The organism is Brevibacillus dissolubilis, from assembly GCF_006170445.1.
Classification (GTDB): Bacteria; Bacillota; Bacilli; order Brevibacillales; family Brevibacillaceae; genus Brevibacillus_B; species Brevibacillus_B dissolubilis.
Window position 1 is genome coordinate 80,501 of sequence record NZ_VCNA01000017.1, and the last position, 26,222, is coordinate 106,722.

A 26,222-nucleotide genomic window follows, 5' to 3' on the forward strand; every position below is an offset into this window, starting at 1 on the left:
CCAACAACAGACTCAATCGATTGGATAAATTTTATTGTAGACATGATCGGTCAACCCTTTCTTGTGAAAAAACGGACATGATATACTCATAAGATCAAAAATCAGTGTCAAAGAAGGAGTAGGAACAATGCAACGTTTATCAGAACGGGAATGGCAAGCTTATCAGGAGAAGCATAAGGATCGCGGGCGTCTGCTGATCTCTTGCCCGGACCAGCCGGGAATCGTGGCGGCAGTGTCCAAGTTTTTATCCGAACATGGGGCCAATATCACCCAATCGGATCAGTTCTCCACAGACCCGGAGGGCGGTAGATTTTTTATGAGGATCGAATTCGACGTGCCTGGCTTGGGCGAATGCTGCAGCCGTCTGCGTGAGTCATTCCGTCCGGTGGCAGAGGAATTCAACATGGAGTGGCAGATCGTTGAGGCTTCCAAGCGCAAGCGCATGGTGATTTTCGTCTCCAAAATGGAGCACTGTCTCTTGGAGCTGCTCTGGCAATATAATTCTGGGGCTTTGATCGCCGATATCCCGATGGTCATCAGTAACCACCCAGACCTGAAGGAGACCGTCGAGTCGTTCGGCATTCCATACCATCACATCCCTGTGACTAAAGAGACCAAAGCAGAAGCGGAGCAAAAGCAGATCGAGCTGGTCAAAGGCAATGCCGACGTGATCGTACTCGCCCGCTATATGCAGGTGCTTTCCTCGCAGTTTTTGATCGATTTCCCGAATCAGATCATCAATATCCACCACTCGTTCTTGCCGGCATTCGTCGGGGCGAAACCGTACGAGCGTGCCTATGAGCGCGGGGTTAAGCTGACAGGTGCGACCGCCCACTATGTCACGGAGGAGCTGGATGCAGGCCCGATCATCGAGCAGGATGTGGAGCGCGTCACCCACCGTCAGGACCTCGACCAACAAAAACAAACAGGGAAGCTCGTTGAGCGCAATGTCCTCGCCCGCGCTGTCAAATGGCATCTGGAAGACCGCGTGCTGGTACATGGCAACAAGACGATTGTGTTTCCATAACTCAATGAAAAAAAGCTAACTGCCTGATTCAAAAGCAGTTAGCTTTTTTTATCGATACCGCCCAGCGAGATGTGGTAGTTTGCGCTCCAGCGTCTGGTGTACGTAATGGATCACGTCATCGGCCTCTTCGCCAAGCAGGATCAGATGCCCGGACCGCTCAAAATACTCCACCTGCACATCATCACTGCCCACTTGCCTGCGCAAATGCTCGGCGCTCACAGACTGTACGGTATCATCCCGTCTGCCTTGGACAATCGTATAGGGACAGGTGATCTCTGGGAGCAGCCTCTTCGTCTCGGTCAAGAGCTTGCGGAACTCCAGCATCGAGCGGAGCGGAATGCGGAACATGCTGTTCAGATACCGGGCCGCCACCGTGCGGAAATCCTCGCGCAGATAGCTATAGGCTTGCCGCACATCCCAGTAATGATAGGGGGTGCAGAGGGTGAACAGCATCTCCACCGGATATTTGGCGGCCAGATTAAGCCCCAATAAGCCACCCATCGAAAAACCGATGACAATGATATGGTCGGAGCGCATCCGCAGCCGCTTGTAGCCTTCTTCGGCAGAGGTCAGCCACTGACGCCGATTCGACAGCTTCAATTGCCGGCGTGTCATCCCGTGGCCTTCCAGAGTGGGGCACTCCACCACATAGCCTTTTTCCTGTAAAAAGCGGGCGAGCGGCAGTACCTCCTTGATATCTCCGGCAAAGCCGTGCAGGATCAGGACTCCCGTTTTTTGCGTGGACATGGGGAAGGCTCCTTTCTTTTTTCATCAAAAGATGAGCGAAAGAGAAAGACCAACACGGCCTGTGAAACATACAGGTGTTGGTCTCATCTCTGCCATTATATCCAAGTATGGTACGCTTACCAGCGATTAAAACGTGACGGTTTTGAGGTTGTCAGAGATGATCAGCTTCGGCTGGGTCACCGCTTGGATGTCTTCTGCTGTAAAGCCTTCTGCTACTTCCACCAGAACCAGTCCTTGCTCGGTTACGTCGAGGACAGCACGGTCAGTGATGATGCGGTTGACGACGCGTTGGCCGGTCAGAGGGAGCGAGCACTCATTCAGAATCTTGGACTCGCCATGCTTGTTGACATGCTCCATGATGACGACGATGCGTTTGGCCCCGTGTACGAGGTCCATCGCGCCGCCCATACCTTTGACCATTTTGCCTGGGATCATCCAGTTAGCGAGGTCACCTGTGCCGGATACTTCCATCGCACCGAGGATGGCGAGGTCGATGTGACCGCCGCGGATCATTGCGAAGGATTCTGCACTGGAGAAGTAAGCAGCGCCTGGGATCGCGGTGACGGTTTCTTTGCCCGCGTTGACCAGGTCAGGGTCTACTTCGTCTTCGCCAGGGTATGGCCCGATGCCGAGAAGACCGTTTTCGGATTGCAGGACAACGGTTTTGCCCTCTGGGATGTAGTTGGCTACCAGTGTCGGCATACCGATTCCGAGGTTGACGTAATAGCCGTCTTCTATTTCTTGTGCCGCGCGCATGGCGACTTGTTCACGTGTGAGCGTCATGGAAATCCTCCTCGTCTAAAAGGGATAGGGTGTGACTACTTACGGGTGGTGCGGCGTTCGATGCGTTTTTCAAAAGAAGGCGCTTGGATCAGGCGCTGTACGTAGACGCTTGGCGTGTGGATCTGATCTGGCTCCAGCTCACCGATTTCGACGATTTCTTCTACTTCGACGATGGTGATTTTTCCGGCAGCGGCCATCATTGGGTTGAAGTTGCGGGCTGTCTTGCGGAATACGAGGTTGCCCATCTTGTCTGCTTTCCACGCCTTGATCAGCGCGAAGTCACCGACGATGCCGTGCTCCAGCAGATAATCTTTACCGTCAAAATTACGGATTTCGCGGCCTTCTGCGATTGGGGTACCTACGCCAGCCGGAGTATAGAAAGCGGGAATGCCTGCACCGCCTGCACGGACGCGCTCAGCCAGAGTACCTTGTGGGGTCAATTCTACCTCCAGCTCGCCGGAGAGGAATTGGCGTTCGAATTCTTTGTTTTCACCCACGTAGGAGGAAACCATTTTCTTGATTTGCCGTTCTTTGAGCAAAAGGCCAAGGCCCCAGTCGTCCACACCGCAGTTGTTGGAGACGACAGTCAGATCCTTCGTGCCTTTGTCACGCAGGGCGATGATCAGATTCTCAGGAATACCTACCAGACCAAAACCGCCCACCAAAAGCGTGGCACCGTCATGGATATCGGCAACGATTTCGGAATAAGAATCATAGATTTTTGCCATGAAGTTCACTCCCGCCAGAATTATTTGCGATTCGTTTACCTCTTTGTAAACGCTGTCATGTAAATTTTATCAAAGGATAGGCTATGGGGGAAGGTTTATCGGAAAAACTTTTCAGAAAATAAATGGGATTCGCTACAAGTTATTTGTATGAATCTCCCAAGAGCGGTATGAGCGGGCGGGGAGGTGTGGTATACTTTTGAGTAGAACAACGGTTATACTGTGTGGAATAAGGCCATACAGTAAAAAAGACCACTCTGGTGCGGCTAACACCAAAGCGGTCTTGGATAAACGATGCTGTAGGAGAGTGCCCTGCGGCGTGCTACTTTTAAGTGGTGAAACATCGGAGCTGTAAGCCCACCGAAGGCGGCAACCTCCTACTTGGTGGGCTTGCGCTTGCTCCACTGTCTACGAATCCAACGGTAGATGAATTGAAACAAAAGACGCTCCTCATTCGCGGGAAGCGTCTTTTTTGCATGGAATAAAGCGTCTACGTTCAAACAGCGAAAACCTCTTACTTAAACTCCGCATATCCATCATCAACCATCACGACACTGCCGTTAATCCCATCGGCCTCACCGCTCGCCAGAAAAGCCACCACATTGGCGATCTGCTCCGGTTGCATCAGCTTGTTGCGCATTTGCTGACGGGCGAGGTGTTCGCTGAGGCCTGCATCTTTGTAACCTTGAATGATTGGGGTATCGACACCGCCCGGTGCTACCGCTACGACGCGGATGTTGTGCGGAGCCAGTTCAAGTGCTGCGGATTGGGTCATCATCTTGACCGCACCTTTGGCCGCATGATAGCCGATGACGCCCCGTGATGCCATGTAGGCAAAGACAGAGGCAGTATTGATGATCGTACCGTGGATGCCAAGCTCGGCCATCTTTTTCCCGGCGGCAAGGATGCCGTAGAAGACACCGTACTGGTTGACCTTGACGACTCTATCGTAGTCTTCAGGCGTCTGCTCCAGAAGCGGACGGTTCACACCGATGCCCGCATTGTTAAACATAGTATCGATGCGCCCGTATTGCTCAACCGCGAAGTTGACGGCACGCTCGACTTCACTGTATTCCGCTACATTGGTTTGAATAAAACTTGCCTCACCACCGGCTGCACGGATCAGTTCGACCGTTTCAGTCCCGGTAGTTTCATTGAATTCCGCTACGACCACTTTTGCCCCTTCTTGCGCAAATTTGAGCGCTGTCGCCCGACCGATTCCGCTGCCCGCACCTGTGATGACGGCTGCTTTTCCTTGAAGCTTCATTCGTCCGAACCTCACCTTTCCAATCCATAAAGGAGTATTTATCAACCGTTAAAAACATTCCCTATATAGGTAAAAAAGTCCTCCAGTCTGAACACTTGCAGAAGAAGAGGCAAAGCAACCTGATATAATCAAAAATATTTTACTAAGTCCTAGTTTTTACCTTTTCAAACCCCCTGCGAATTAGGTAAACTAGTTGAGCAAATAGTATGACCCAATTAGGAGGGTATCTCAACATGGCGAAGGCACTCGCAAACATTCCTACACTCAACCTGCAAAAGTTTGTCAACGGCACTCCAGAAGAACGCGCACAATTCGTACAGGAGTTCGGTGAAGGTTTGAAAGCAATCGGCTTCATCAAGCTTGAAGGCCACGGAATTGACAGCGCTTTAATTCGTAATACGTATGATGCTTTTGAAAAATTCTTCGCACTGCCGACTGATGTAAAAGAAAAATATGTACACGCACAAGGCGGCGCACGCGGCTATACCGGATTTGGCAAGGAGCATGCGAAAAACCGTACCGCAGGCGACCTCAAGGAATTCTGGCACACAGGCCAAGATCTGCCGGAAAATCATCCGCTGTATAACACTCCGGCTTATCCGCCAAATATCTGGCCGGAAGCAGAAATCCAAGGCATCACAGAAAATACACTTGGTCTGTACCGTGCGCTGGAAAACTGTGCAGCCCAAATGCTGACTGCACTCGCGCTCTACTTCAACCTCGAAGAAGATTATTTCACCCGCATGATCAAAGACGGTAACAGCGTGCTTCGCTCCCTGCACTACCCACCGCTGGAGCCTGGCATGGACCCGAATGCGGTTCGTGCTGCTGAGCATGAGGATATCAACCTGATCACCCTGCTTTGCGAAGCGACCCAATCCGGTCTGGAGATCCTCACCCATGACGGCGAGTGGCTTGGTGTAGAAGCACTGGAAGGCCAAATCGTCGTAGACGCAGGGGACATGCTCTCCCGTATGGCGAACGGTGTGATCCCAGCGACCACCCACCGCGTAGTCAACCCAGAAGGCGAGGCAGCAAAAGTATCCCGTTACTCCGTGCCGTTCTTCACGCACCCGCGTCCAGAGTGCGTACTCGAGATCATTCCAGGCACCGTAACCGAAGAAAACCCGCTCCGCGCACCTGTCATCACTGCGGGTGAGTTCCTCAACCAACGCCTGCGTGAGATCGGTCTGTTGAAATAATTACGACCTGTATTTGCAAGAATCAAGAGAAGGAATCAGCACTCTGTTGCTGGTTTCTTTTTTTCATTTATGGTAAGGTAGTAAAAAAACTGTAGGATGCGTGAATACCCACGGTTTGGCATAGAACAGGCAGTTGGAACCTGCGATGGTTATTCCAGAGGTTTGTAAAGAGAAGTGTTTCCCACCGAAGGTTTCCCAGCCTTATGAACGGTGGGTTTTGTTGTTTCAAGCCATCTGTGAACCCCCAGGAAAGCCTTCACATGCCAAATGAAAAGGGGCGCCATTATACATACAGGAGGGAAACCATACATGATCCGCCTTATTGTTACTGATCTGGACGGAACCTTGCTGGATACAAACAGAGAGATCCCAGCACACAACCGAGAAGCCATCCGCAAAGCTGTGGAGGGTGGCATCCAGCTCGGACTGGCTTCCGGGCGCATGCATTCTGAATTGACCGCCGTGATGAACGAGCTGGGTGAAGAAGCTCATCGTATTTCGCAGAACGGTGCGTTCGTCTACACCAAAGAAGAGAAGCTGCTTGACTCCAAAGCCTTCGATCCAGAAGTGTCCGTACAGCTTCATCAGATTACCCGTGAGTATGACTTTGCGACGATGATCTGTGTCGACCAGACCGTCTACGTTGAAAAAAGAAGTGCAGCTGTCGATGCCTTGCAGGAGCGGATGTTCACCAAGTTCGTGCTGGAGCCAAATGTCGGCGAATTGATCAAGCGTCAGGAAATCGTCCCATGCAAATTCAGTCTGTTTGGCAACATGGACAGCCTGCTCCAGCTTCGTGACGAGGTGGAGAAGCAGCCTTACTCCACAGAAGTCGATCCAGTTGTTTCTGACCGCGACTGTCTTGATCTGATGCCAAAAGACGTCAGCAAAGGCAACGGTCTTAGAGTCCTGCTCCAAGAGTTGGGTCTGACAACAGATGAGGTAGCCTGTATCGGGGATTCGTTCAATGATGTCTCTATGTTCGAGGTGACCCCGCACAGCTTCGCGATGTCCCACAGTCTGCCTGAGCTGCGCGCCCATGCCAAGCATGAGGTAGAGGATGTAGCCAGCGCGATTGAATGGGTGCTGCAATACAATCAAGCAAGAGCAACGACGTAGTTTCGTTGCTCTTTATTTTTTCTTATTTATTTTTCATTGTTTATAAAGAATCATAACGTGTACAATATATTTTGAAAATTTGTTCAAATCATACAGAGAGAAATAAGGGGGACGGATTCATGAATCGGTGGTTGATTCTTTCCGTCGCGGCATTGGTATTCGCCAGTGGTTGTGAAAAACTGGAGACCGAGGTGCAAAAACAACGCGACTTGGAGCAACGTTTCAGTGAAGATGCCGAACAGGTACTGAAAGTGAAGACCGTGCAGGGTTATGTGGTGCAACAGGGTCAAGAAGCACTTACCCAAGAGACCTATGGCGTGCTATCCCCAGGCAAAGAGATTTCGCTCTCCTTCGGGTCGTCCGGCAAGATTTCCAGTCTTCGTGTGAAAAAAGGGGATTATGTCAAAAGCGGGGCGATCCTTGCCACTCTCGACACCGCAGCACTGGAGCAGGAGATCGCAGCCGCCCAGAGCGAAGTCCAGCGGGCCCATGCCAGCAAAAGCAAAACCCTGCAAGGCCCAGATCAATATGATGTCACCAACCAGCAGCTGCAGGTACAGAAAGCCCAGCAGAATCTGACCCACGCCCAGACCGAACGCGAAACAGCCCAGCGTCTCTATGACAGCGGGGTGATCAGCCGGGAAGAGCTGGACGCCAAGCTCCGTCAGGAAAAACAGATGACCATCGCTCTGCAGGAAGAGCGTACCGCCCTCTCCAAGCTGATGCAGAGCGTCGATCAGGCAGATGTGCAAGCCGTCGATGCCAGTGTCCGGCAGGCACAGGCCCAACTGCAACGAGCCAGACAGGGACTGCAAGGCGGTCAGCTCATCGCGCCTTTCGCGGGAGTCATCGCAGAGGTCAGCCAGCAGACAGCCGAGCAGACCGGCCCCGGACAATCCGTGCTCAAGCTGATCGATGCCAAGCAGTGGGTCGTCAAGCTGAGCGTCAACAGCGAGCAGATCAGCAACTGGCAGACAGGCAAAAAAGTATCGCTGACCGCGCCATCCGGCGGGCAAAAGGAAGGGATAGTCACGTTCGTCTCCGCTGTCATGGATGAGACGACAGGTACATATCCGGTTGAGATCACGCTCCAAGGCGAAGCAGGCGGCTGGAGGGCAGGACAGATGGTGACCTGCCGCTATGAGCTGCAGAGCACCCATTCTCTGTTCATCCCGGTCTCTGCGGTCGGGATCTCTGACGAGGAGCATTACGTGATGCTGATCGACAACCAGGTAGCCAAAAAGCATCCCGTCCAAGTAGGTGCGCTGTATGGTGACATGTACGAGATCACCGAGGGACTCAAGATCAATGACCAGATTGTCCGAACAGGTCTCTCCTACGTCTCCGACGGCGAAACGGTGCAGGTGGCAGGATATGAATAACCGTATGAGCCCCAACATCCGAAGCATGCTTGCATGGGTGCTTGCTTTCTTTTTCGTGGTGGCAGGCTATGCCGCTTATACACAGATCGGGATGATCGTCTATCCCCAAGAAAAGCAGCCCGTCTATCATGTCAGTGTCCAGACCCCGGGCCTTACACCAGAAGAGGTGGAGGAGACCATCGCACGCCCGCTGGAGGATCTGGTACGTGAGCTGTCCGGAATTGAGAATGTGACCACGACCTCGCGTATGAACGGTGCGGAGATGGAAATCGAGGTCAACACCTTGTTTGTCCAGCGCTTCCGGGAGAAGCTGGAAGCCAAAATAGACGAAGCCAAGTTTCTGCCAGAGGGTGACCAGATCGAGATCAGACAGGATGGATATGGCGAGCAGGAAGCCGCTTCCTTTTTCCTGCATGGAACAGATCTGCTCACGCTGAACAATCTGGCTGAGACTACGGTCAAAGACCGCCTGAGCGCCCTAGACGGCGTCACACGGGTGGAGGTAGAAGCCAACGGACTGAAAAATCAGGTGGAGATCGTATTCCGTCCGCAGATGCTCTACACCTACCAGCTGACACCGACTGATATCCTGGCGCAGCTCCGGCAAAAAGAGCAGGGGATCGTCGGCACCATTTGGCAGGGGCAAGAGACGGTAGAGCTGGGCTGGCAGACGACGCCCGCCAATATCGAACAGCTCGGGCAGACCCTGATCCAGACCAACAAAGGCTATGTGGTACTCAAGCGTCTCGCGGATATTCGTGACCTGCGCGGTAGCAAGGGGGATCAGGTGTCACTCTACCGTGGAGAGCCGTTCGTCACTGTGCGGGTTTTCCATGCCGAGATGGCACAACTCCTTGTCTTACAAGAACAGATCGATCAGGTTATCACCCAGCTCAATCAGGAGGGGCAAGACCGCTTTCATCTGACCGAATTTGAAGACAAAGCGGCTCCGATCAACTCCGCGATCCGAGATATCTCGATCTTCCTCGGTGTGCTCACGCTTCTCGCTGCTGTGGCGGCAGGCTGGTGGATGAGACAGGGGAAGGCGGGGATTCTGCTCGTCATCTCGACAGGCAGTGTGATGGGCCTTATGCTGAGTCTCCTGTGGCTCATAGGGGCGAAGCTGTCACTTAGCACGATCGGCGGTGTTGCCATCGTGGGACTTTTATCTGTCGGAGCAGGTCTGGCGAGCTTTTACCGTTATGCGGCGATCAATCCCGAAGCATGGGGGATCGAGTCTGTCCGGCAGATGAGTTCCCGCTTGATGGGGCCGTTTGCACTTTCCTTTTTCTTTATCCTCGTCTGCTTGATTCCGCTGTTGTTCGGCGATGTCATCAAGCTGGCTGACCGCCCGACCCTGTTTGGAACGGGAGTGGTCTTGGCAGCAGGCTTTCTCGCACACTTCCCTGTGTTTGGGTTCGTGTTACCAACCCTTGCCGCTGCTTGGCTGCAAGCCCCTGATCAGACCGTGCGTGAACCACGTGTATGGCAACAGAAGTGGCTGCTTAGATGGACGGACAACATGCTCAACAGCGCCCAGCGCACCGCCCGCCTTGGCATCATTCCGTATGCATTGGTGCTTGGCGCGACTGTGTTCGTATACACGATGTTTTCCTACTTCATCCAGACCGATTCTTATCTGAAGCTAGACAACAATCATCACAGTCTCACCCTCGACATGCCCAAAGGCTCGACACTGGATCAGACTATCGCCAAAGCACGCGAGGTTGAGAAGCAGTTCCGCACCGTCCCAGATGTTGCAGATATGTACGCACAAGCCGATAGGGAGAGTGTCACGTTCCATCTGCTTTTTAAGCAGCAGGGAGAGCGTGAACAGCTCCGCTACGAAACGGAAAAACAACTGGGCAAAATCCTCGAAAAAATCCCGGAGACCAACTATGAAGCCAAGCTCGATCAGGATATTGACGGCGAACAGGTGACTTTTACGATCAAAGGGCCAACGCTTGCCACGGTCAAAGTCATCACCCAGCGGTTCTACGAGTTCATGCGGGAGTATGGAGGCTACGGCAACGGCGGCACACCGCGCATGTCCAGTGAAAATGAAGAGGAGAGGGGCCACACGATCCGTCCGAAGACAGAGGCTCTCATCTACTACGGCATCAGTGAAGCACAGGTAAAAAGCCAGCTCGACAGCTATCTCGGCGAGCAGACCATCGGCAATCTCCGCTGGAACGACCAGTCCATCCCGCTGATCGCCCGCCTGCCCAAAGGCTACATGGAGCATACCGATCAGGTACAGAAAATCATGATCCAGACACCAAAAGGGGCCGTCGCACTCCAGGACCTCGTCGAATGGAGTGTCAGTCAGCCGTCTGTGGCGTACATCCGCGAAGACAAACAGTACGTCATGAAGGTGCAGGGACGCATCGTCAAAGATACCGAGAGCCAATTTCCACTCACAGCAGGCCGTGTCTACTTCAGCTTGCCCCAGCAGTTCGCCAATGAAATGAAGCTTCCAGACGGCTATGCACTGCTGACGCCGATTGATATCAAGTACGAGGATCAGAAAAAAGAAGACAGCAGAAGCGACTGGCCGCTGATCTTCTCGCTTGCTACGGCATTGGTCATCACCGCAGTGACCGGTGGCCTGCTCCAGCGGCGGATCAGCCACGCCGTTCCGGTCATGCTGGCGGTACCGCTGTTTATTTTGCCCGGGATGGTGGGGTTATTCCTCTTCAACCAACCGCTCAATCTCATGGCGATTCAGGGCGGATTGGCGGCGACCGCTGTCACCTTACAGCTGGGTCTAGTGATGCTGAACGCCGTTCAAGAGAGGAGAACAGGTGAACCGTTGTACGTGGCACAGGAGATCAAGGCTGGATCGCATGCCATGCTGCGTCTCACACTGACTTGGCTGACGGCTGTCGCTCTGGTTACACTGCCGCTGGTAGTTGGTTTGTGGTCGTCTGAGAGCGATTACCATCTTTCTTTTGCAGCTGTATTACTGCCGGGCACACTGCTTGGCGCATGGTGCATCCTGTTCTTATTCCCCGGACTGTACCAGTGGCTGGAGGTCTACGCTGCCAAAGACCGCTCCGAAGGCCAGATGTGGGCCACGACCTGGCGCCAGCTGCACAACTGGTGGGAGAACCGCCGCACTTCCGAGACAGTTCCTCACACCCATCTGTCAAAAGAAACAGACGATCTACCGACCCGAGATGGAAGTAAGCGGCAAGACCGGAGTAACCCGTCCGAGCAGGCCCGCAACCCCGATCAATTGTCACCGGATGACTTTCTTCCGCTCCGACGCTAGTGGCTTATGCCGCTGGCGTCTTCATTTTCTTAGCATCTCTTGCTAAGATAAACGGAAAAAGAACCCAACTCTTTGGCGATACTAGAGAGGGGAGAGGTGAAAGAATGCGCTATCAAAAGGTAATAATCGGACTACTCTTTTTTGCTTGTATATTGGGGGGACTCACCTATGCGTCCTCACTCCCGTATGAAAAACAAGATTTGCGGCAACTAATCAAACAATATGTTGATACAGAATATGTGGTAGAGCATTACAGCCACATCGATTTTGACTATGGCGGCAAGCCTGTCAGCATCGCTTATTCCGGTGTGGAAGGGTTTATCGAATTTTTCATTCGCAAGGCTGCCCATGCGGTTACGTTTGCGACGATTGCGGTCACCGTCTATTTTTTGCTGGCCCGTCTGTCCTCGGTGAGTGTCGCTCTGCCATGGAGCGGGTGTCTGACCGCTGTGATCGCCGTTTTGGATGAATGGCACCAATCCTTCACGATCAACCGGACGGCCCTGCTGTCTGATGTGATGCTGGATATGGCGGCAGGATATACGGCTTTGCTGATTGCCTTTCTTTTGCATATCACTCTGCGTACGGAGAAACCGGTCAGATGGAGTGACGTCTACCGGAGACGAAAAAAGTTGTGACAAAATGCTCACGGTTTGGTAACAGAACGATCACGGATGCCATGCACTTGCGGAATGCTCCGGTGATAAAATACAGGCAGATAACCCATCCTAAAGTATAAATAACTCACAGGGTTGAGAATGGAAGGGAAGCATCCGATGAAAGTACCTGTAGGAGTATCCAACCGACACATTCACTTATCCCAGCAGGACTTGGAGAAGCTATTTGGCCCCGGCTATCAGCTTCAAAAAATGAAGGACCTCAAGCAAGTTGGCCAGTACGCGGCACAGGAGACTGTCACATTGATCGGAACCAAAGGAAAAATCAACAATGTACGGATTCTCGGTCCGGTACGTAAACAGACTCAAGTGGAGATTTCCCGTACAGACAGCTACCTGTTGGGAGTAGACCCGCCGATCCGCGATTCTGGAGATCTGGCCAACAGTGCAGCTATCACCATCCAAGGTCCGAATGGGCAGATCACACTCGAGGAAGGCGTGATCATCGCCATCCGCCATATCCACTTTTCAACGGAGGATGCTGCGCGATTCGGTGTGAAGGATAAGCAGATGGTCTCCGTCGAAGTGGAAGGTACACGATCCCTTATCCTTGAAAACGTGCTCTGCCGGGTTCACAAAGACTACCGCCTCGAGTTCCACATCGATACCGACGAAGCCAATGCCTCCGGTCTGCGCAATGACATGGAAGTAGAAGTGCTTGTCCCCGAAACAGAGGAAGATACCTACAAAGAGCTGCGCCTCAAAGAAAAGACCCACGTCCTCGTCCTCAACTGCGGCAGTTCTTCCGTCAAATATAAGCTTTATGAGATGCCGACCCGTAAGCTGATCGCATCCGACTATCTGCAACAAATCAAGCGCGACCAATACGAATCGGCGATCAAATCAATCTTTGACAAGTTCACGGATTATAATATCACCCTCGTCTCACACCGGGTCGTCCACGGTGGCGAGCATTTCAAACAGTCTGTCATCATTAACGACGAGGTCAAAAAGCGAATCGACGAAATGTCCCGCTTCGCGCCTTTGCACAATCCAATCAACCTGCTCGGTATTGAGGTGGCCCAGAAATACCTCCCTGACTCGATCCAGGTAGCCAACTTTGATACCGCGTTCCACCAGACGATGCCGCCGTCGTCTTATCTCTACGCCCTTCCATATGAATACTATGAAAAATATGGAATCCGTAAATACGGCTTTCATGGTATCTCACATCGGTTCGTCATGAAGCGAGCCCAACTGCTGATGGAGATGCCGACCGATAAGCTTCGCCTGATTTCCTGCCATATCGGCAGCGGTGTGAGTATCACGGCGATTCGTTACGGTGAATCATTAGACACGTCGATGGGGATGACACCGCTCGCAGGTCTTAGCATGGGGACCCGAAGCGGCAACATCGACCCGGGGATTATCCCCTACATCGAAGAAATTGAGCAGACCGATACCTCTGGGGCGATTGATATCCTCAACACGAAAAGTGGTCTGTTGGGAGTATCAGGAGTCTCTAGTGATCTGCGCGACGTCATGGCGAAGGCCAAGGAGGGCGATCACCGTTCCCAACTCGCTCTTGAGATGTTTACCACACGGCTGCATACCTACATCGGATTGTACCTCGCCCGTCTTAACGGCGTAGACGGGATTATCTTTACGGCTGGTGTGGGTGAAAATAATCCGGAAGTGCGTCAGATGATCTGCACCGGTCTGGAATTCGCAGGTGTCATTCTTGACCCAGAAGCGAATAAGAATAATAAAGGGGAAGGATTCATCTCAAGCCCGTACTCTCCGGTCAAAGTCATGGTCATCCCGACCAACGAAGAGTTAATCATGGCTACCGATGCGTATCAATTGTATTTAAATACACCTGAGACCATGACGATTTAGCAAACTGGGCTTTTCATTGAATCGCTTTCTCTGCTATACTAGTAAAATGAGCCAGAGTAGCAAGGTTCTCGACATTTTGGTTAACCAATAAAAGGAGTGCAAATTTGATGGCAGTTGAAGTAGGCAGCATCATTGAGGGAAAAGTGACAGCGATCAAGCCGTTCGGTATGTTTGTGGCGGTGGACGAAAACCAACAGGGGTTGGTGCACATCTCCCAGGTTGCCAATGGTTTTGTCAAGGACATTAATGAACACTTTTCCGTGGGAGACACTGTAAAAGTAAAAGTTCTCACCATTGATGATGCAGGCAAAATCTCTCTCTCCGTACGTGCAGCGTTACCAGCACCTGAGCGCCCAGAAGGTGGACGTGGACCGCGCGGTGGTGACCGTGGTTTCAAACAACGCGGCGATAACAACTTCAGAGGCGAGACCTTTGAAGACAAGATGAAAAAATGGCTCAAAGCGAGCGAAGAAAACTTGGCTACAATCAACAAAAAGCAAAACAAACGTGGTTTCTAAGAAACACACGATAAAATAAGGGGAACCTTCCAAGTTCCTCTTATTTTTTTTGCCTGAAAGCCGGGAAACCTATATTCAGGTGCAAGTCTGGAGGTGCGTATGATGTACACAACCAATCAACCATTCCTGACCGAAGCCATCCTCGCTGCGGAACCACTGGCCAGTCCCACAGCGGGTGTCGAGTTGCATCAGATCACGTATGACAGCCAAGGCTACCGTGTCAAAGCCCTGTTGGCTATTCCAACTTCGGATGGCACGGCTGAGGCTGAATCCGGCGGGGTCAATGCCAGGCCGTTACCAGCGTTGCTCTACTGTCGCGGCGGCTACCGTGGTGTCGGCAAAGTAAGACCAGAACGCATCGCGCAGCTTGCTTCCTTCGGTTATGTGGTCATAGCACCGCATTACCGTGGCAATGAAGGAGGAGAGGGGCAGGACAAGTTTGGCGGGGACGACCGTCACGATGTCTACAGCGCCTACGAGCTGCTCCGCGCCATGCCCATGGTGCAGCCTGACCGGATCAGCCTGTTCGGCTTTTCCCGTGGCGGCATGATGGCCCTGCTCGCCGCCATCGAACGACCGGGCTTTCACTCAGCTGTCGTTTGGAGCGGTGTCACCGATATGTTCCTCACCTACGAAGAGCGCAACGACCTGCGCCGCATGCTCAAGCGCCTCGTCGGACACCCCGAAAAAGACCCCCAAGCCTACCTCGACCGCTCCCCGATCTTCCGCGTGTCTGAGGTCACTTGCCCGATCCTCATCATCCACGGCACCGAAGACGAAAACGTCGGCCCCGCCCATGCCAAACGCTTGGCGGCTGAATGTTCGAAACATGGTAAACCATACGACTTCTGGCTGGTGGACGGAGCAAGTCATCTGTTTGATTCCACTCAGATTGAGGAGTATACGAGGAAGATGTTTGCGTGGTTAGGTGGGGAAAAGGGTAAGTGATGTAGAAGGATATTCATAAGTTTATTAATACTCAGAGGCTAGTTTTAAGACCGCTTTGCTTTTTATAAAAGCATTGCTGGTCTTTTTTTCTTTGTTATTTTCTGTTTTCATTCTTTTTTCTTTTGTCATTTCCCTATTCCGCAGGGAGAGTGGGAGGTGGTCGGGGGATAAGCCTTTTTTGAATTCCCTACCCAGCTGAGAAGGAGTAACTGGGAAATCTTCGAAGCATTCCCCCCAGGGCAAACTTCAATCATCCCCGAATCACCCTTTTTTGCCCCTGCATGCCAGGTACTCCTTCTCAGCGGACACCCACCCCTTCTCCGAAGGGAATTCAAATCAGGCAAATCCCCCGACCACCTCCCACTCTCCCAACCCCACTCAGCCTTGAGACGGAGACAAAAACCACTCCACAGCCCGTGGGTATCCTTTCATTCTCTTGTTACTCTATACATAAGCACTCCCATAGACTGGCAATCATCGTTTTATCGATCACCGCCGTCACACGCAACCTAAAAAGCTGAAAGGACTCACACGCCCTATGAACAAAGAAACATACCTAACTGAACTGTCCACCCTTTTAATAGATTTGCCAGAAACAGAACGGAACAACATCCTGTCAGACTGCGACAGCCATTTTCAAAAAGCCCTGACCAACGGCAAAACCATGCAAGACATCATCTCTATCTTCGGTTCCCCAAAGCAGGCCGCAGCTGAGATCAAGGCAGAATGGCTGGGCGCGATTCCGCATCCAAGCGACCCCGTCACGACGAGAACCATGGCATCGGCGACCACAGCCGAACAACTACTGTACGGTGAAATCCCCCAATCAGCCTATAGTCAAGCAACGACCCTTGAGATCGGAACGGCAGGAGTCCACTCCTCATCAGCAGCAACCCCAACCGCAGGCGTGCAGCCTTCCGACAGCCAATCAACCAGCCCGCGCTCATCCATCAATTTGACCCGTTCCGTCCTGACCACCACTGGTCTCTTCTTGTTCAACACGATCTTCGTCATGGGCCCGTTTCTCGCGGTAGCAGGCACCTTGCTTGGCCTGTTTGTGACCGCTGTCGCTTTTGTCCTGTCGCCAATCGCGTTGTTTTATCCGGTTTTCCCGCTTGATCTGGTGCAGATTGCGATGCCTGATGCCATCTTTATCGCATTGATCCTCACCGGGGCAGGTCTTTTGCTTGGCGGAGGGCTGATGCATCTGGGCCGGTTTTTTTTCCGGATCACGGTCGGATATCTCCAACTGAACCTGAGAATGATCAAGGGGGACTAACCTATGAAGTGGATTACCAAAATCGGCCTCGGACTATTCACTGTCGGCTTGGCGGGCAGCCTCGTTCTCTACGGACAGGCAGCCGCGCAGATGAAGACATTTGACCTGACCAAAACCATCCCAGCCAAAGGGATTGAGCGGATCGAGATCGAGGGCAGTGTCTTCCCGGTGGAGCTGATCCCAAGCAACAGCGACGAGATCGAGATTCGTCTGCTGGGAGAGACAAGCGACACCTATATGGATAACATCGAGTTGGATATCGACCTCAAGCACGGTGATACGCTCCGCATCGAGCCGATCCTCACCCTCGACACCGAAATCATCTCGATGAAAAACCTCACGCTGTTCCAATCCCAAGGCAAAGCCGTGATCGCCATCCCAAGCCAAGCTTATAAACAGATTGCCGCATCCACCTCACTCGGGGATATCCATGTGAATGGTTTGACCGCAGATGAATTCGAGCTGAGCACCCATACAGGGGATATCACCGTCACCAATAGTACAGGCAGACTTGATCTGGAGACCGATCTGGGCGATACCACCATACAACTCCGAGAGCTGCAAGATGACATCATGGTAGAAACCAATACCGGAGATGTCTTACTCACCCTGAACACTCCGCCGGAAGCCGCCACCTTTGATCTCGCTACACACACCGGAACCAGCGAGGTCAATCTCCCTGACATCGACTACCAAAAACAGACTGGGCGCCATCTCAAAGTGACACTCGGAACACAAGGCCCGCTCGTCCATATCGATGCCGCATTGGGAGATATCACGGTTGGGGAGTGATTCTGGAAGTTTTTTACGTAACATCTTTCCAAGATTCACGTCATACATGTGTAACGTACCTGAAATTCTTTACACAAAGGACGTGAATTTTGATATGCGTAAACTCTGGGCATTCTGCCTTACTATGGCTTTATTTGTATCTGCAACGATACAGGGAGCAGGTACCGTAAGCGCCGATACAACCAACTCGGAAGCAACCAACATAGTATCATCCAGCTCCGAAATGACCAACAGCGAAGCAGTCAATGCCAATGCAGCACCTGCGATTAAGCTGACGGATATCGACGGCCACTGGGCTGAAGCGACCATCCGTGAGATGGTGGATAAAGGAATTATCAAAGGCTTCCCGGATAAAACCTACCGTCCAGAGGCGCCGATGACCGAGGAGCAGTTTTTTGCTCTCCTGCACCGCTCTGTCCCCAAATTCAAAGGGCACAAGCTGGACAATTACATCTACACCTCCTATCTCAAAAACATGCAAAAAGGCTGGTCAAAAGAAGTCTATGATCAGATGATGGTAGCGGGTATCGTACCGTACAACCCACCGGGAACCCTGATCGACCGCCTCTCAGCCACCCGTCTGATGCTGACCGCTCTGGGTGAAGGCGACAGCGGCCGTGCTTATCAAGGAACCAAAGAGCAATGGTTCAAGGACATCTCACTCAAGGATGAATACGAGATTTATTTTGCGTACCCAGCCTATAAGCTCGGACTTATTGAAGGTTATCCTGACGATACCTTCCGACCGAAAACCAATCTGACCCGCGCCCAAGCCGCTGTCGTCCTCAAGCGCTTCCAGCAAAAAATGACCGAACTCTATCCAGACAACGTAAATCAAGACACGAAGCAACAAGTGATCAAAGCACTGACCGATTTCTTCGTCAAGGTAGATCTGAGCAAGATCAAGAACTTCAGCGAACTTGAAGACGTGGTGAAGAAAAACAAACTGCCGGCAAGCAAAGCATTCCTCGATGAGCACTTCGGCTTCCTCAAGGTGACCGGTACCGATTTTGCCGCTTTCCCTGCTTTCGATGAACTGATCTACATCACCAAGGTAAAAGAAGGCAAATACCGTGTCGTCGTCCAATACTACTCCGGTGAGCTGGTGGGCAGCCTCGCCAGAACCTTCTACGTAACCTCCACGGATGGCAACACATTCGTACTGGTGGGCAAAAACGAATAACCTACAACTTTTTTAAGACTCTGGCTGAGATGCCGGAGTCTTTTTAATTTTAAGTGTAATTGACTTTTTCTGTATGGTTTACTATATTGATAAATCGGGTAACGCTATTATATACACAATAGTTTGGTTGTGATTAGTCATCGTGCACAGGCAAGAGGGGGGAACAACCGTGGCAAAAGTACTCATTGTCGATGATGCGGCTTTTATGCGGCAGATGCTTGCCCAGATGCTTTCTGGGGAACATGAAGTGTGTGGGGAAGCAACTACGGGTGTAGAAGCCATCGAAAAATATAAGGAAGTTCAACCTGATATAGTCACCATGGATATTACCATGCCAGATATGATGGGTACGGAGGCTGTCCGCGAAATCCTCAAGCTGGACCCAACAGCTAAAATCGTGATGTGTTCTGCCATGGGACAACGCCATATGGTGCTCGAAGCGATGAAGCTGGGAGCCAAAGACTTTATCGTAAAGCCTTTTCAAAAAGACAATATATTGCATGCGATCTCTAAATACGTCTAGGCGACAAATCGTTCGCCTGGATTTTCTTTTTTTTCACGGGGGTTTCGCTATAATGTAGAAGAGACTCAAAAAAGAAAGCGTTTTTATCTAAAAGGGTGTGAAAACATGTCCGATGCACGCGGACTTTTTGACCATATCAAGCACGGTGATATTGATGAGCTTGCTGATGCCATAGGGGAATTACTGCAAAATCCGATTACGATAGAAGATGCCGACCATCGCCTGATTGCGTACAGCTCACATGGTGACATTACAGACCAAGCCCGCTGGTCGACGATCATGGGACGGCGTGTGCCGGAGCGGGTATTGACGCGCTTGTGGAAAGATGGTGTCTTTCAACAACTGCTGACCCAGGCTGATCCTGTCCATATACCTGCCAAAGACGAGGTGGGACTTGGCAAACGCGTGGCGATCGCGATCCGCAGAGGGGACGAGGTACTGGGTTATATCTGGGCGCAGGAGCTGAACCGCCCGATTACCCGTCAGGATGACGAGACACTGCGTCAGGCTGCCCGTGCCGCTGTCACCCGCTTGCTGCAGCGCCAAGGAAAGCGTAAGGCAGAGGAGCAGCGGCGCAAGGAATTTTTCTGGGAGCTACTGCTTGGCAATCACCAGAGTGAGACCGCGATCCTGCAAAAAGCGGAGACTCTGCATCTGGAGCTTCAGGCCCCGTACCTCGTCTGCATCATCGACAGCGACAAGTCCCAGCTGGAGCAGGTGCTCTATCCCTTGCTGATGCGAGACCGGATCATCTGGGGCAAAGACGGCAACCAGCTGATCATGCTGCTCAGCAATGGCCCGCTGCAACCCAAGGACGCCAAAGACAAAAACGGCCTCCTGTCCTACGCAGAAAGCTTTTGGCAAGAAGTGTCAGACAAGCTGTATGAGCGTTTTCCCGACCAGCGCGAGACTTTCTCCTTCGGCTATGGACGGCCATGCCAAGCTTTTATGGAAAGCAGACGCAGTTATCAGGAAGCCATGCTCGTCCTGCAGGTGAAGCGCCTTTTTCCCAAAGAAGTGGAGAAAATCAACGGCTATCATGATCTGGGGATTTACCGCTTTTTGCTTACATTAAAAAAATGGAACAACAGCGAATCATACCAGAACGAACGTCTGCGTACCCTGGAATCCTATGACCGCGATAACCAGACCAACCTGCTGGAGACCCTGGAGACCTTCCTCGACACCACCGGCAAAGTCAATCAGACCGCCCAGAGCCTGCATATCCATATCAATACGCTCAGCTACCGCCTGCGCCGCATCGAGGAGATCATGGGGATCAGTCTGGATGACCCCAACCAGCGTACCGCGATTTATCTGGAGCTAAAATTGCGCAAGCTGATTTGATTTGTGGATTTTCACAAATGGGAGGTCGTGCAAATCAACGGAATCTCCAATAGGAATGTTCTGAAATCACTGTACAATGAGAGTAAGAAGACACCAGATTGTAACGTTCCTAAGGAGGTTATCACACCATGATCGTAGGTATTCCTAAAGAAATTAAAAATAACGAAAACCGTGTAGCAATTACCCCAGCAGGTGTAACTGCTTTTGTACAAAATGGACATGAAGTACTTGTTGAAACCAATGCAGGTCTGGGCAGCGGCTTCACAGACGCTGACTACATTGAAGTAGGCGCAAAAATCGTTCCAACCGCTGCAGATGCATGGGCAGCAGACATGGTCATCAAGGTAAAAGAACCGCTGGCATCCGAGTTCAACTACTTCCGTGAAGGCCAAATCCTCTTCACGTATCTCCACCTCGCTCCAGAACCAGAACTTACTCGCGCACTGGTTGAGAAAAAGGTAGTAGCAATCGCTTACGAAACCGTACAATTGGCAAACGGTGCACTCCCGCTCCTCACTCCAATGTCCGAAGTAGCAGGCCGCATGTCTGTTCAGATCGGTGCTCAATTCCTGGAGAAACCATACGGCGGTAAAGGGATCCTGCTCGGCGGCGTACCAGGTGTACAACGTGGCGAAGTCGTTATCATCGGTGGTGGTATCGTAGGTACCAACGCAGCGAAAATGGCTCTCGGCCTCGGCGCTAACGTAACCATGCTCGACATCTCCGCAGACCGTCTGCGCCAGCTCGACGACCTGTTCCAAGGCCGCGTACAGACTCTCATCTCCAACTCCTTCAACATCGCAAACGCGGTGAAAAAAGCAGACCTGCTCGTAGGTGCAGTTCTCATCCCAGGCGCACGCGCTCCACGCCTCGTAACCGAAGCAATGGTTCAAGCGATGCAACCAGGTTCCGTAATCGTTGACGTAGCGATCGACCAAGGTGGTTCTATCGAAACCATCGACCGTATCACTACCCACGACAACCCAACCTACGAAAAATTCGGCGTAATCCACTACTCCGTAGCAAACATGCCAGGTGCGGTAGCACGTACATCCACACTGGCGCTCACCAACGTAACCATTCCATACGCTGTGCAAATCGCTAACCAAGGCTACGAGCAAGCGATCCGTTCCAACGCTGCCCTCGCAAAAGGCGTGAACGTCATCGACGGCAAAGTAACCTACAAAGCGGTTGCAGATGCTCACAACCTGCCATACGAGTCCATCGACTCCGTACTGCTGGTAGCGAACTAATCGCGTATCACAACGAATGAAAACCACCGTTTCTCAACGAGACGGTGGTTTTTTTATGGATACAAAAGAGACTATGAGGTTTTGGAGGATTTGAACAGACAACGGACCATCGCTTCACGGTTGATCTTCTTGGTGCGATACAGGCATTTGATCATAGCAGGGTTGGAGTCAGCCTTGCGATACAGGCATTTGATCATAGCAGGGTTGGAGTCAGCCTTGCGATACAGGCATTTGATCATAGCAGGGTTGGAGTCAGCCTTGCGATACTGGCACTTGATCATAGCAGGGTTGGAGTCACTTTTCCGATACTGACACTTAATCATAGCCTGTGAGGTCGGCTCCATCTCCAATCTGTCCGCACGCTCCTGATAATACCCACTCTCCGGATTCGAATAATCCTCTCCAAACTCCTCGGCCCAGAGATTTGTGGTCTCATCAAAACAGTCGACTAATTCCTCGAACTGCTCCTCGGAATCTCCGCCAAACCCACCATCATGATCAAGGATATCACCGAAGAACTCCATACAATCCTGATAATAAGCACGGGGATGAAGCATGTGCAGATGCCACATCTCATCAATGTCTCTGGCAGGGGCGATCGCGCGCTGCGGGTACTTTTTGCACAAGGCGAGGAATTTGCGGTAACGCTCCTGCATGACGGACAACGTTTCATTATCGAGCGTAGAAAGCACACCTTCTCCACGGGTTGCTGCTTTGACAAGATCTACACGGAGAACAGGAAGTTCCAACCTTTGATTTGTCATTTTCACAAACGCTCCTCTCGCTTTAAACAGGATAAGGGCCTACATGTTTTAGATATTAAAGTGAAATCTAAATTATGTAAATGTTTAGAAAATATAAAGGTTTTATCCTACATGAATGTTTTTGTCCTATTTTCTTTATATGTAACATTCCTTTTCTTTCCAACGTCTTACACAATAACAGCAACCGACGATTGGACCATCATCAGAAAAGGGGTGTGAATGTTGTTTCGAAAAGGATGGCGATCCCTGTTATTCTGCTTTCTCCTCTCGGTACAGCTTATAAGTGCTGAGGCACCGGCTGCGGCGAATCTGAACCAGACTCCACTGCCAGTCAAGCAGGTGAGCAAAACAGCATTGTCACACGGTTCCATGCAGACCAGCCACGTGCAGTTCCCCAACGGTGATACCTACTGGTTCAAGCAGCTCTCCATTCAACGCACGTCGTCCAAACCTTACTCATGGACCCTGCAGATTCCGGGGGAGCAGGGGAGCTTCCGCTACATAGCGATTAACAACGGCGTCCGGCACTGGTATACCGTCCCGCTGCCCGCCAATGGCTATCTGCCGCGCACGGGAGGCTTTTTAGACACGACCCACCGCCATATGTACATCAGCTTCCCCAACGTCTACACACCCATCGGCAATGGTTCTCTGGTGGAGAAAGCCACCTCCCAACCGATCCATGTGAAAAAAACTGCGACGGGATATACCCTCACCATCCAGATTCCCCAGCAGGCCAAGGATATCGGCGAGGTCTGGGCATTGGAATCCGCACAGCCGCTCGTGGACTGGACACAGCCGAATATGGAAAGCATCTGGATGCTCTTGGATATGCAGTACAGCCAGAAATGGTCATGGGACGGCTTCTACGTCTTGTCCCCATCCAGCTATACCCCCACAGGCCCCCGCACATTCTGGCGCAATCCAAGCAACTATCTGGCCCGCTCCTTCGTCCTGACCGGAGGTAGCCGCGCCGCAGAAGACCTCGGCTGGGTGATGCTCGACACCGTCCTGCCCACCCAAAACCAACTCGGCTACTGGGAGACCTTGCCCCGCTCCAACTGGCTCTGGAAGGACTACCAAATCGGTTACGGCTTCTACGACACTCGCTTCAACACCGATCTTGCCCGCATCTTCCTCGTCGCCTATGAAAAATACCAAGATCCCCGTTTTCTCACCGCCACCCAAGCCTATGCCCGCTGGATGATGAAACACTCCGATACCCGTCACTTTACCATCCCAGGCAATCAGCTCGGCTGGCTCGTCGAAGACTACAACCACCCCAACGCCCACAAGAAGACACATGCTTCCCTCAACCACCAGCTTGCCATGGCCAACTACATGTACGAACTCTACATGGCCACCGGCACCACCTACTACCAGGCTTATGGCGACATCATCATCCAAGGCATCAAAAACACCCGCGACCGCTGGATCAAACCCGACGGCAACCTCCACTACGCCTACCTCAGCAACGGCCAAATGGGCTTGGAGGATTACCCCTACCTCACCTACAACGACCTCTACCAGACCCAACAGCTCCTCCAACAGATGGGCAACCTCCGCGACCCAGACCTCGACATCCTCATGCAAGCCAAACGCAGATGGATGGAGGAGAGGGGAGTGACAGGGTATTATCAGTAGGTGGAGGGAAAAGATAAAGAATGACAGATGCAAATCGATAAAGATAAATAGTTATTAGGGAGAAAAGAGGCTGTCGGGACATCGGCAGTCTTTTTGTATAGTCGCTCTTGTCTCTTGTCTTTATCTTTTTTCTTTTACCCCTCAAGAGGTTGGGATTCTGGTTTGAACCTTTTTTTAAAACCTACCCAGCTGGTGGAAAAGAAAGGGTGACCTGCTTCCCCGAGTCCGCCTAGGGCGAACAGTCTCACTTCCCTGTATCACCCAGATGTTTTTGCCCGCCCGCACCATTTCTTTTCCATCAGCGGCCAGTCATAACCCCCTACTGGTTTTAAAATTAAGGTTCAAAACAGAATCCCCAACCCTCCCATTACCGAACGTTTTATGGTATCCTCTTAAAAAGAGTTCGAAAACCTGTGTTAGGAGTGGCAAAATCAGCATGTACCAACTGATGAAAAAGTATCTTTTCACTCTCGACCCTGAAGTGGCACATGAACGGACGGTTCATGCACTGCAACTGGCCCAAAGCACACCAGGCGGCACCTCGATGCTCCGTATGATGTATGGCTTCCAGGATCAGCGCCTGAACAATACCCTGTGGGGGATTCCGTTCGCCAATCCAGTTGGTCTCGCGGCTGGTTTTGATAAAAACGCCGAAGTATATCATGGCCTGGGTGCAATCGGCTTTGGGTTCGTTGAGATCGGAACCTTGACCCCTTTGGCACAGCCGGGCAACGACAAACCGCGTCTGTTCCGCTCCGTACCAGATCAGGCTGTCATCAATCGGATGGGATTTAACAACCAAGGTGTCGAAAGCGCCGCCCGACGTCTGCAGAATTACCAGCAGGCAGGCATTCCAATCGGGGTCAATATCGGCAAAAACAAAGTGACACCCAATGAAGAGGCAGCAAGCGATTATGAAAAATGTCTGGATGCACTCTACCCGTACGGCCATTATTTCGTTATCAATGTAAGCTCACCAAATACGCCGAATCTGCGAGACCTGCAAGAGACAGAGAGCCTTCGCCAACTGCTCCGTGCGATCAGAGCCAAGGCAGATGCTCTAGAAAAGAACGGCGCGAAGGCCAAGCCGATCCTGCTGAAAGTAGCACCTGACATGGCAGACGAGCATATGCGCGATGTTGTACAGGTAGCAGTCGCAGAAGGCATGTCCGGAATCATCGCCACCAATACGACTCTCTCCCGTGAAGGACTGAGCAACCGTACCTTTGCCGAACAGACCGGAGGCTTGAGCGGACGTCAGCTCACCGCCCGCTCAACGGCATGGGTGCGTGAGATCTACCAGGAAGTAGGCCGGCAAGTACCGATCATCGGGGTCGGCGGGATTTTCAACGGAGATGATGCCTACGAAAAAATCCGGGCAGGAGCCAGCCTGATCCAAGTCTATACCGGCATGATCTATGAAGGGCCAGGCGTCGTCCAAGCGATCAACAGACGTCTGCTGGAGCGACTGAAGCAGGACGGTTTCACCACGATTCAAGAAGCAATCGGAGCCGATCATAGATAGTCTCCAGCATGCTTATCCAGCCATGTGTATAAAAAAGCGCCAGATGATCTGATTTGATCGTCTGACGCTTTTTTCAATTGTACAAGTCTGCACTTTGTTGTTTTCAGATAACCGACAAACCACTATGATGAGAAAGGAAGAACTCAGGAAAACAAGGAGGAGCGACGGAATGACCACGATTCAATGTAAATCTGGCGGATTTGCAGGCAGACAGACCAAGGCTCCTTTTCGTATGTGTATCAAGAAAATGTTGCAGGTTCAGCTATAAGGGAAGGCACGTCTTGTGTTGATGTGCCTTTTTTTGTATGTGCATCAATGTTGAGGGATAAAATGGATGATATTGTTAAAAAATTAATCTTTTTCGACAGTTTTTAACAAAATACCACAAAAAATAAACCCTTTTT

The 26,222-nt window shown here is 51.7% G+C and carries 22 protein-coding genes and 1 pseudogene; 18 read left to right on the forward strand and 5 right to left on the reverse strand.

Annotation, left to right across the window (positions count from 1 at the left end; translation table 11 throughout):
- Positions 1-127 precede the first annotated feature (127 nt).
- Positions 128-1,027: a formyltetrahydrofolate deformylase gene (gene purU, locus FGI41_RS23365; protein WP_139492725.1), complete on the forward strand. Its 900-nt coding sequence runs from the start codon at positions 128-130 to the stop codon at positions 1,025-1,027.
- A gap of 48 nt (positions 1,028-1,075) precedes the next feature.
- Here the strand turns inward: purU and FGI41_RS23370 are convergent, their stop codons facing one another.
- The 4 genes from FGI41_RS23370 to FGI41_RS23385 form a co-directional block, all read right to left on the reverse strand.
- Complete coding sequence (locus FGI41_RS23370) at positions 1,076-1,774, reverse strand: alpha/beta hydrolase (RefSeq protein WP_139492726.1); 699 nt, start codon at positions 1,772-1,774, stop codon at positions 1,076-1,078.
- A 126-nt stretch (positions 1,775-1,900) separates the two neighbouring features.
- Positions 1,901-2,557 (reverse strand): CoA transferase subunit B, encoded by a 657-nt coding sequence (locus FGI41_RS23375; RefSeq protein ID WP_139492727.1) that lies wholly within the window; start codon positions 2,555-2,557, stop codon positions 1,901-1,903.
- 35 nt (positions 2,558-2,592) lie between these two features.
- A complete protein-coding gene (locus tag FGI41_RS23380; protein WP_139492728.1) occupies positions 2,593-3,285 on the reverse strand; it encodes a CoA transferase subunit A in 693 nt (230 codons plus the stop codon).
- Positions 3,286-3,796: 511 nt separating this feature from the next.
- Positions 3,797-4,549: an SDR family NAD(P)-dependent oxidoreductase gene (locus tag FGI41_RS23385; RefSeq protein ID WP_139492729.1), complete on the reverse strand. Its 753-nt coding sequence runs from the start codon at positions 4,547-4,549 to the stop codon at positions 3,797-3,799.
- 233 nt (positions 4,550-4,782) lie between these two features.
- Here FGI41_RS23385 and FGI41_RS23390 point away from each other — a divergent pair, with 233 nt between their 5' ends.
- The 15 genes and pseudogenes from FGI41_RS23390 (at position 4,783) to ald (ending at position 21,885) form a co-directional block, all read left to right on the forward strand.
- Positions 4,783-5,751 (forward strand): isopenicillin N synthase family dioxygenase, encoded by a 969-nt coding sequence (locus tag FGI41_RS23390; RefSeq protein ID WP_139492730.1) that lies wholly within the window; start codon positions 4,783-4,785, stop codon positions 5,749-5,751.
- A 309-nt stretch (positions 5,752-6,060) separates the two neighbouring features.
- Positions 6,061-6,870, forward strand: coding sequence for an HAD family hydrolase (locus FGI41_RS23395; protein WP_176560412.1), 810 nt, complete (start codon positions 6,061-6,063; stop codon positions 6,868-6,870).
- A gap of 119 nt (positions 6,871-6,989) precedes the next feature.
- Entirely contained in the window at positions 6,990-8,252 is a 1,263-nt protein-coding gene (locus FGI41_RS23400; protein ID WP_139492732.1) for an efflux RND transporter periplasmic adaptor subunit, read from the forward strand.
- The gene (locus FGI41_RS23405; protein WP_176560413.1) at positions 8,245-11,526 is read left to right on the forward strand and encodes an efflux RND transporter permease subunit; all 3,282 of its coding nucleotides are present in this window, start codon (positions 8,245-8,247) and stop codon (positions 11,524-11,526) included. The genes FGI41_RS23400 and FGI41_RS23405 overlap by 8 nt, the downstream gene beginning before the upstream one ends.
- A gap of 104 nt (positions 11,527-11,630) precedes the next feature.
- Positions 11,631-12,164: a VanZ family protein gene (locus FGI41_RS23410; RefSeq protein WP_139492734.1), complete on the forward strand. Its 534-nt coding sequence runs from the start codon at positions 11,631-11,633 to the stop codon at positions 12,162-12,164.
- 138 nt (positions 12,165-12,302) lie between these two features.
- A pseudogene (pduL, locus tag FGI41_RS25585) lies at positions 12,303-12,848 on the forward strand (phosphate propanoyltransferase); the annotation flags it as partial.
- 123 nt (positions 12,849-12,971) lie between these two features.
- Positions 12,972-14,042, forward strand: a complete 1,071-nt coding sequence (locus FGI41_RS25590) for an acetate/propionate family kinase (RefSeq protein ID WP_255298616.1) — start codon at positions 12,972-12,974, stop codon at positions 14,040-14,042.
- 107 nt (positions 14,043-14,149) lie between these two features.
- Positions 14,150-14,560 carry a S1 RNA-binding domain-containing protein gene (locus tag FGI41_RS23420; protein WP_139492736.1) on the forward strand — a complete coding sequence of 137 codons (411 nt, stop codon included), beginning with the start codon at positions 14,150-14,152 and terminating at the stop codon, positions 14,558-14,560.
- Positions 14,561-14,662: 102 nt separating this feature from the next.
- The gene (locus tag FGI41_RS23425) at positions 14,663-15,508 is read left to right on the forward strand and encodes an alpha/beta hydrolase family protein (RefSeq protein ID WP_139492753.1); all 846 of its coding nucleotides are present in this window, start codon (positions 14,663-14,665) and stop codon (positions 15,506-15,508) included.
- Positions 15,509-16,046: 538 nt separating this feature from the next.
- Positions 16,047-16,787 carry an HAAS signaling domain-containing protein gene (locus tag FGI41_RS23430; RefSeq protein WP_139492737.1) on the forward strand — a complete coding sequence of 247 codons (741 nt, stop codon included), beginning with the start codon at positions 16,047-16,049 and terminating at the stop codon, positions 16,785-16,787.
- 3 nt (positions 16,788-16,790) lie between these two features.
- The gene (locus FGI41_RS23435) at positions 16,791-17,579 is read left to right on the forward strand and encodes a DUF4097 family beta strand repeat-containing protein (protein ID WP_139492738.1); all 789 of its coding nucleotides are present in this window, start codon (positions 16,791-16,793) and stop codon (positions 17,577-17,579) included.
- Between the two features lie 94 nt (positions 17,580-17,673).
- Entirely contained in the window at positions 17,674-18,762 is a 1,089-nt protein-coding gene (locus tag FGI41_RS23440) for an S-layer homology domain-containing protein (protein ID WP_176560414.1), read from the forward strand.
- Positions 18,763-18,931: 169 nt separating this feature from the next.
- Positions 18,932-19,285: a response regulator gene (locus FGI41_RS23445; RefSeq protein WP_139492740.1), complete on the forward strand. Its 354-nt coding sequence runs from the start codon at positions 18,932-18,934 to the stop codon at positions 19,283-19,285.
- Between the two features lie 105 nt (positions 19,286-19,390).
- A complete protein-coding gene (locus FGI41_RS23450; protein WP_139492741.1) occupies positions 19,391-20,632 on the forward strand; it encodes a PucR family transcriptional regulator in 1,242 nt (413 codons plus the stop codon).
- Positions 20,633-20,760: 128 nt separating this feature from the next.
- Entirely contained in the window at positions 20,761-21,885 is a 1,125-nt protein-coding gene (gene ald, locus FGI41_RS23455) for an alanine dehydrogenase (RefSeq protein WP_139492742.1), read from the forward strand.
- A gap of 71 nt (positions 21,886-21,956) precedes the next feature.
- On the opposite strand, the gene FGI41_RS23460 is transcribed toward ald, so the two are convergent.
- Complete coding sequence (locus tag FGI41_RS23460; protein ID WP_139492743.1) at positions 21,957-22,649, reverse strand: glycine-rich domain-containing protein; 693 nt, start codon at positions 22,647-22,649, stop codon at positions 21,957-21,959.
- Positions 22,650-22,868: 219 nt separating this feature from the next.
- On the opposite strand from FGI41_RS23460, the gene FGI41_RS23465 reads away from it, so the two are divergent.
- Both FGI41_RS23465 and FGI41_RS23470 read left to right on the forward strand, forming a co-directional pair.
- Positions 22,869-24,293, forward strand: coding sequence for a hypothetical protein (locus FGI41_RS23465; RefSeq protein WP_176560415.1), 1,425 nt, complete (start codon positions 22,869-22,871; stop codon positions 24,291-24,293).
- 436 nt (positions 24,294-24,729) lie between these two features.
- Positions 24,730-25,818, forward strand: coding sequence for a quinone-dependent dihydroorotate dehydrogenase (locus FGI41_RS23470; protein WP_139492745.1), 1,089 nt, complete (start codon positions 24,730-24,732; stop codon positions 25,816-25,818).
- The last annotated feature ends 404 nt before the right edge of the window (positions 25,819-26,222 follow it).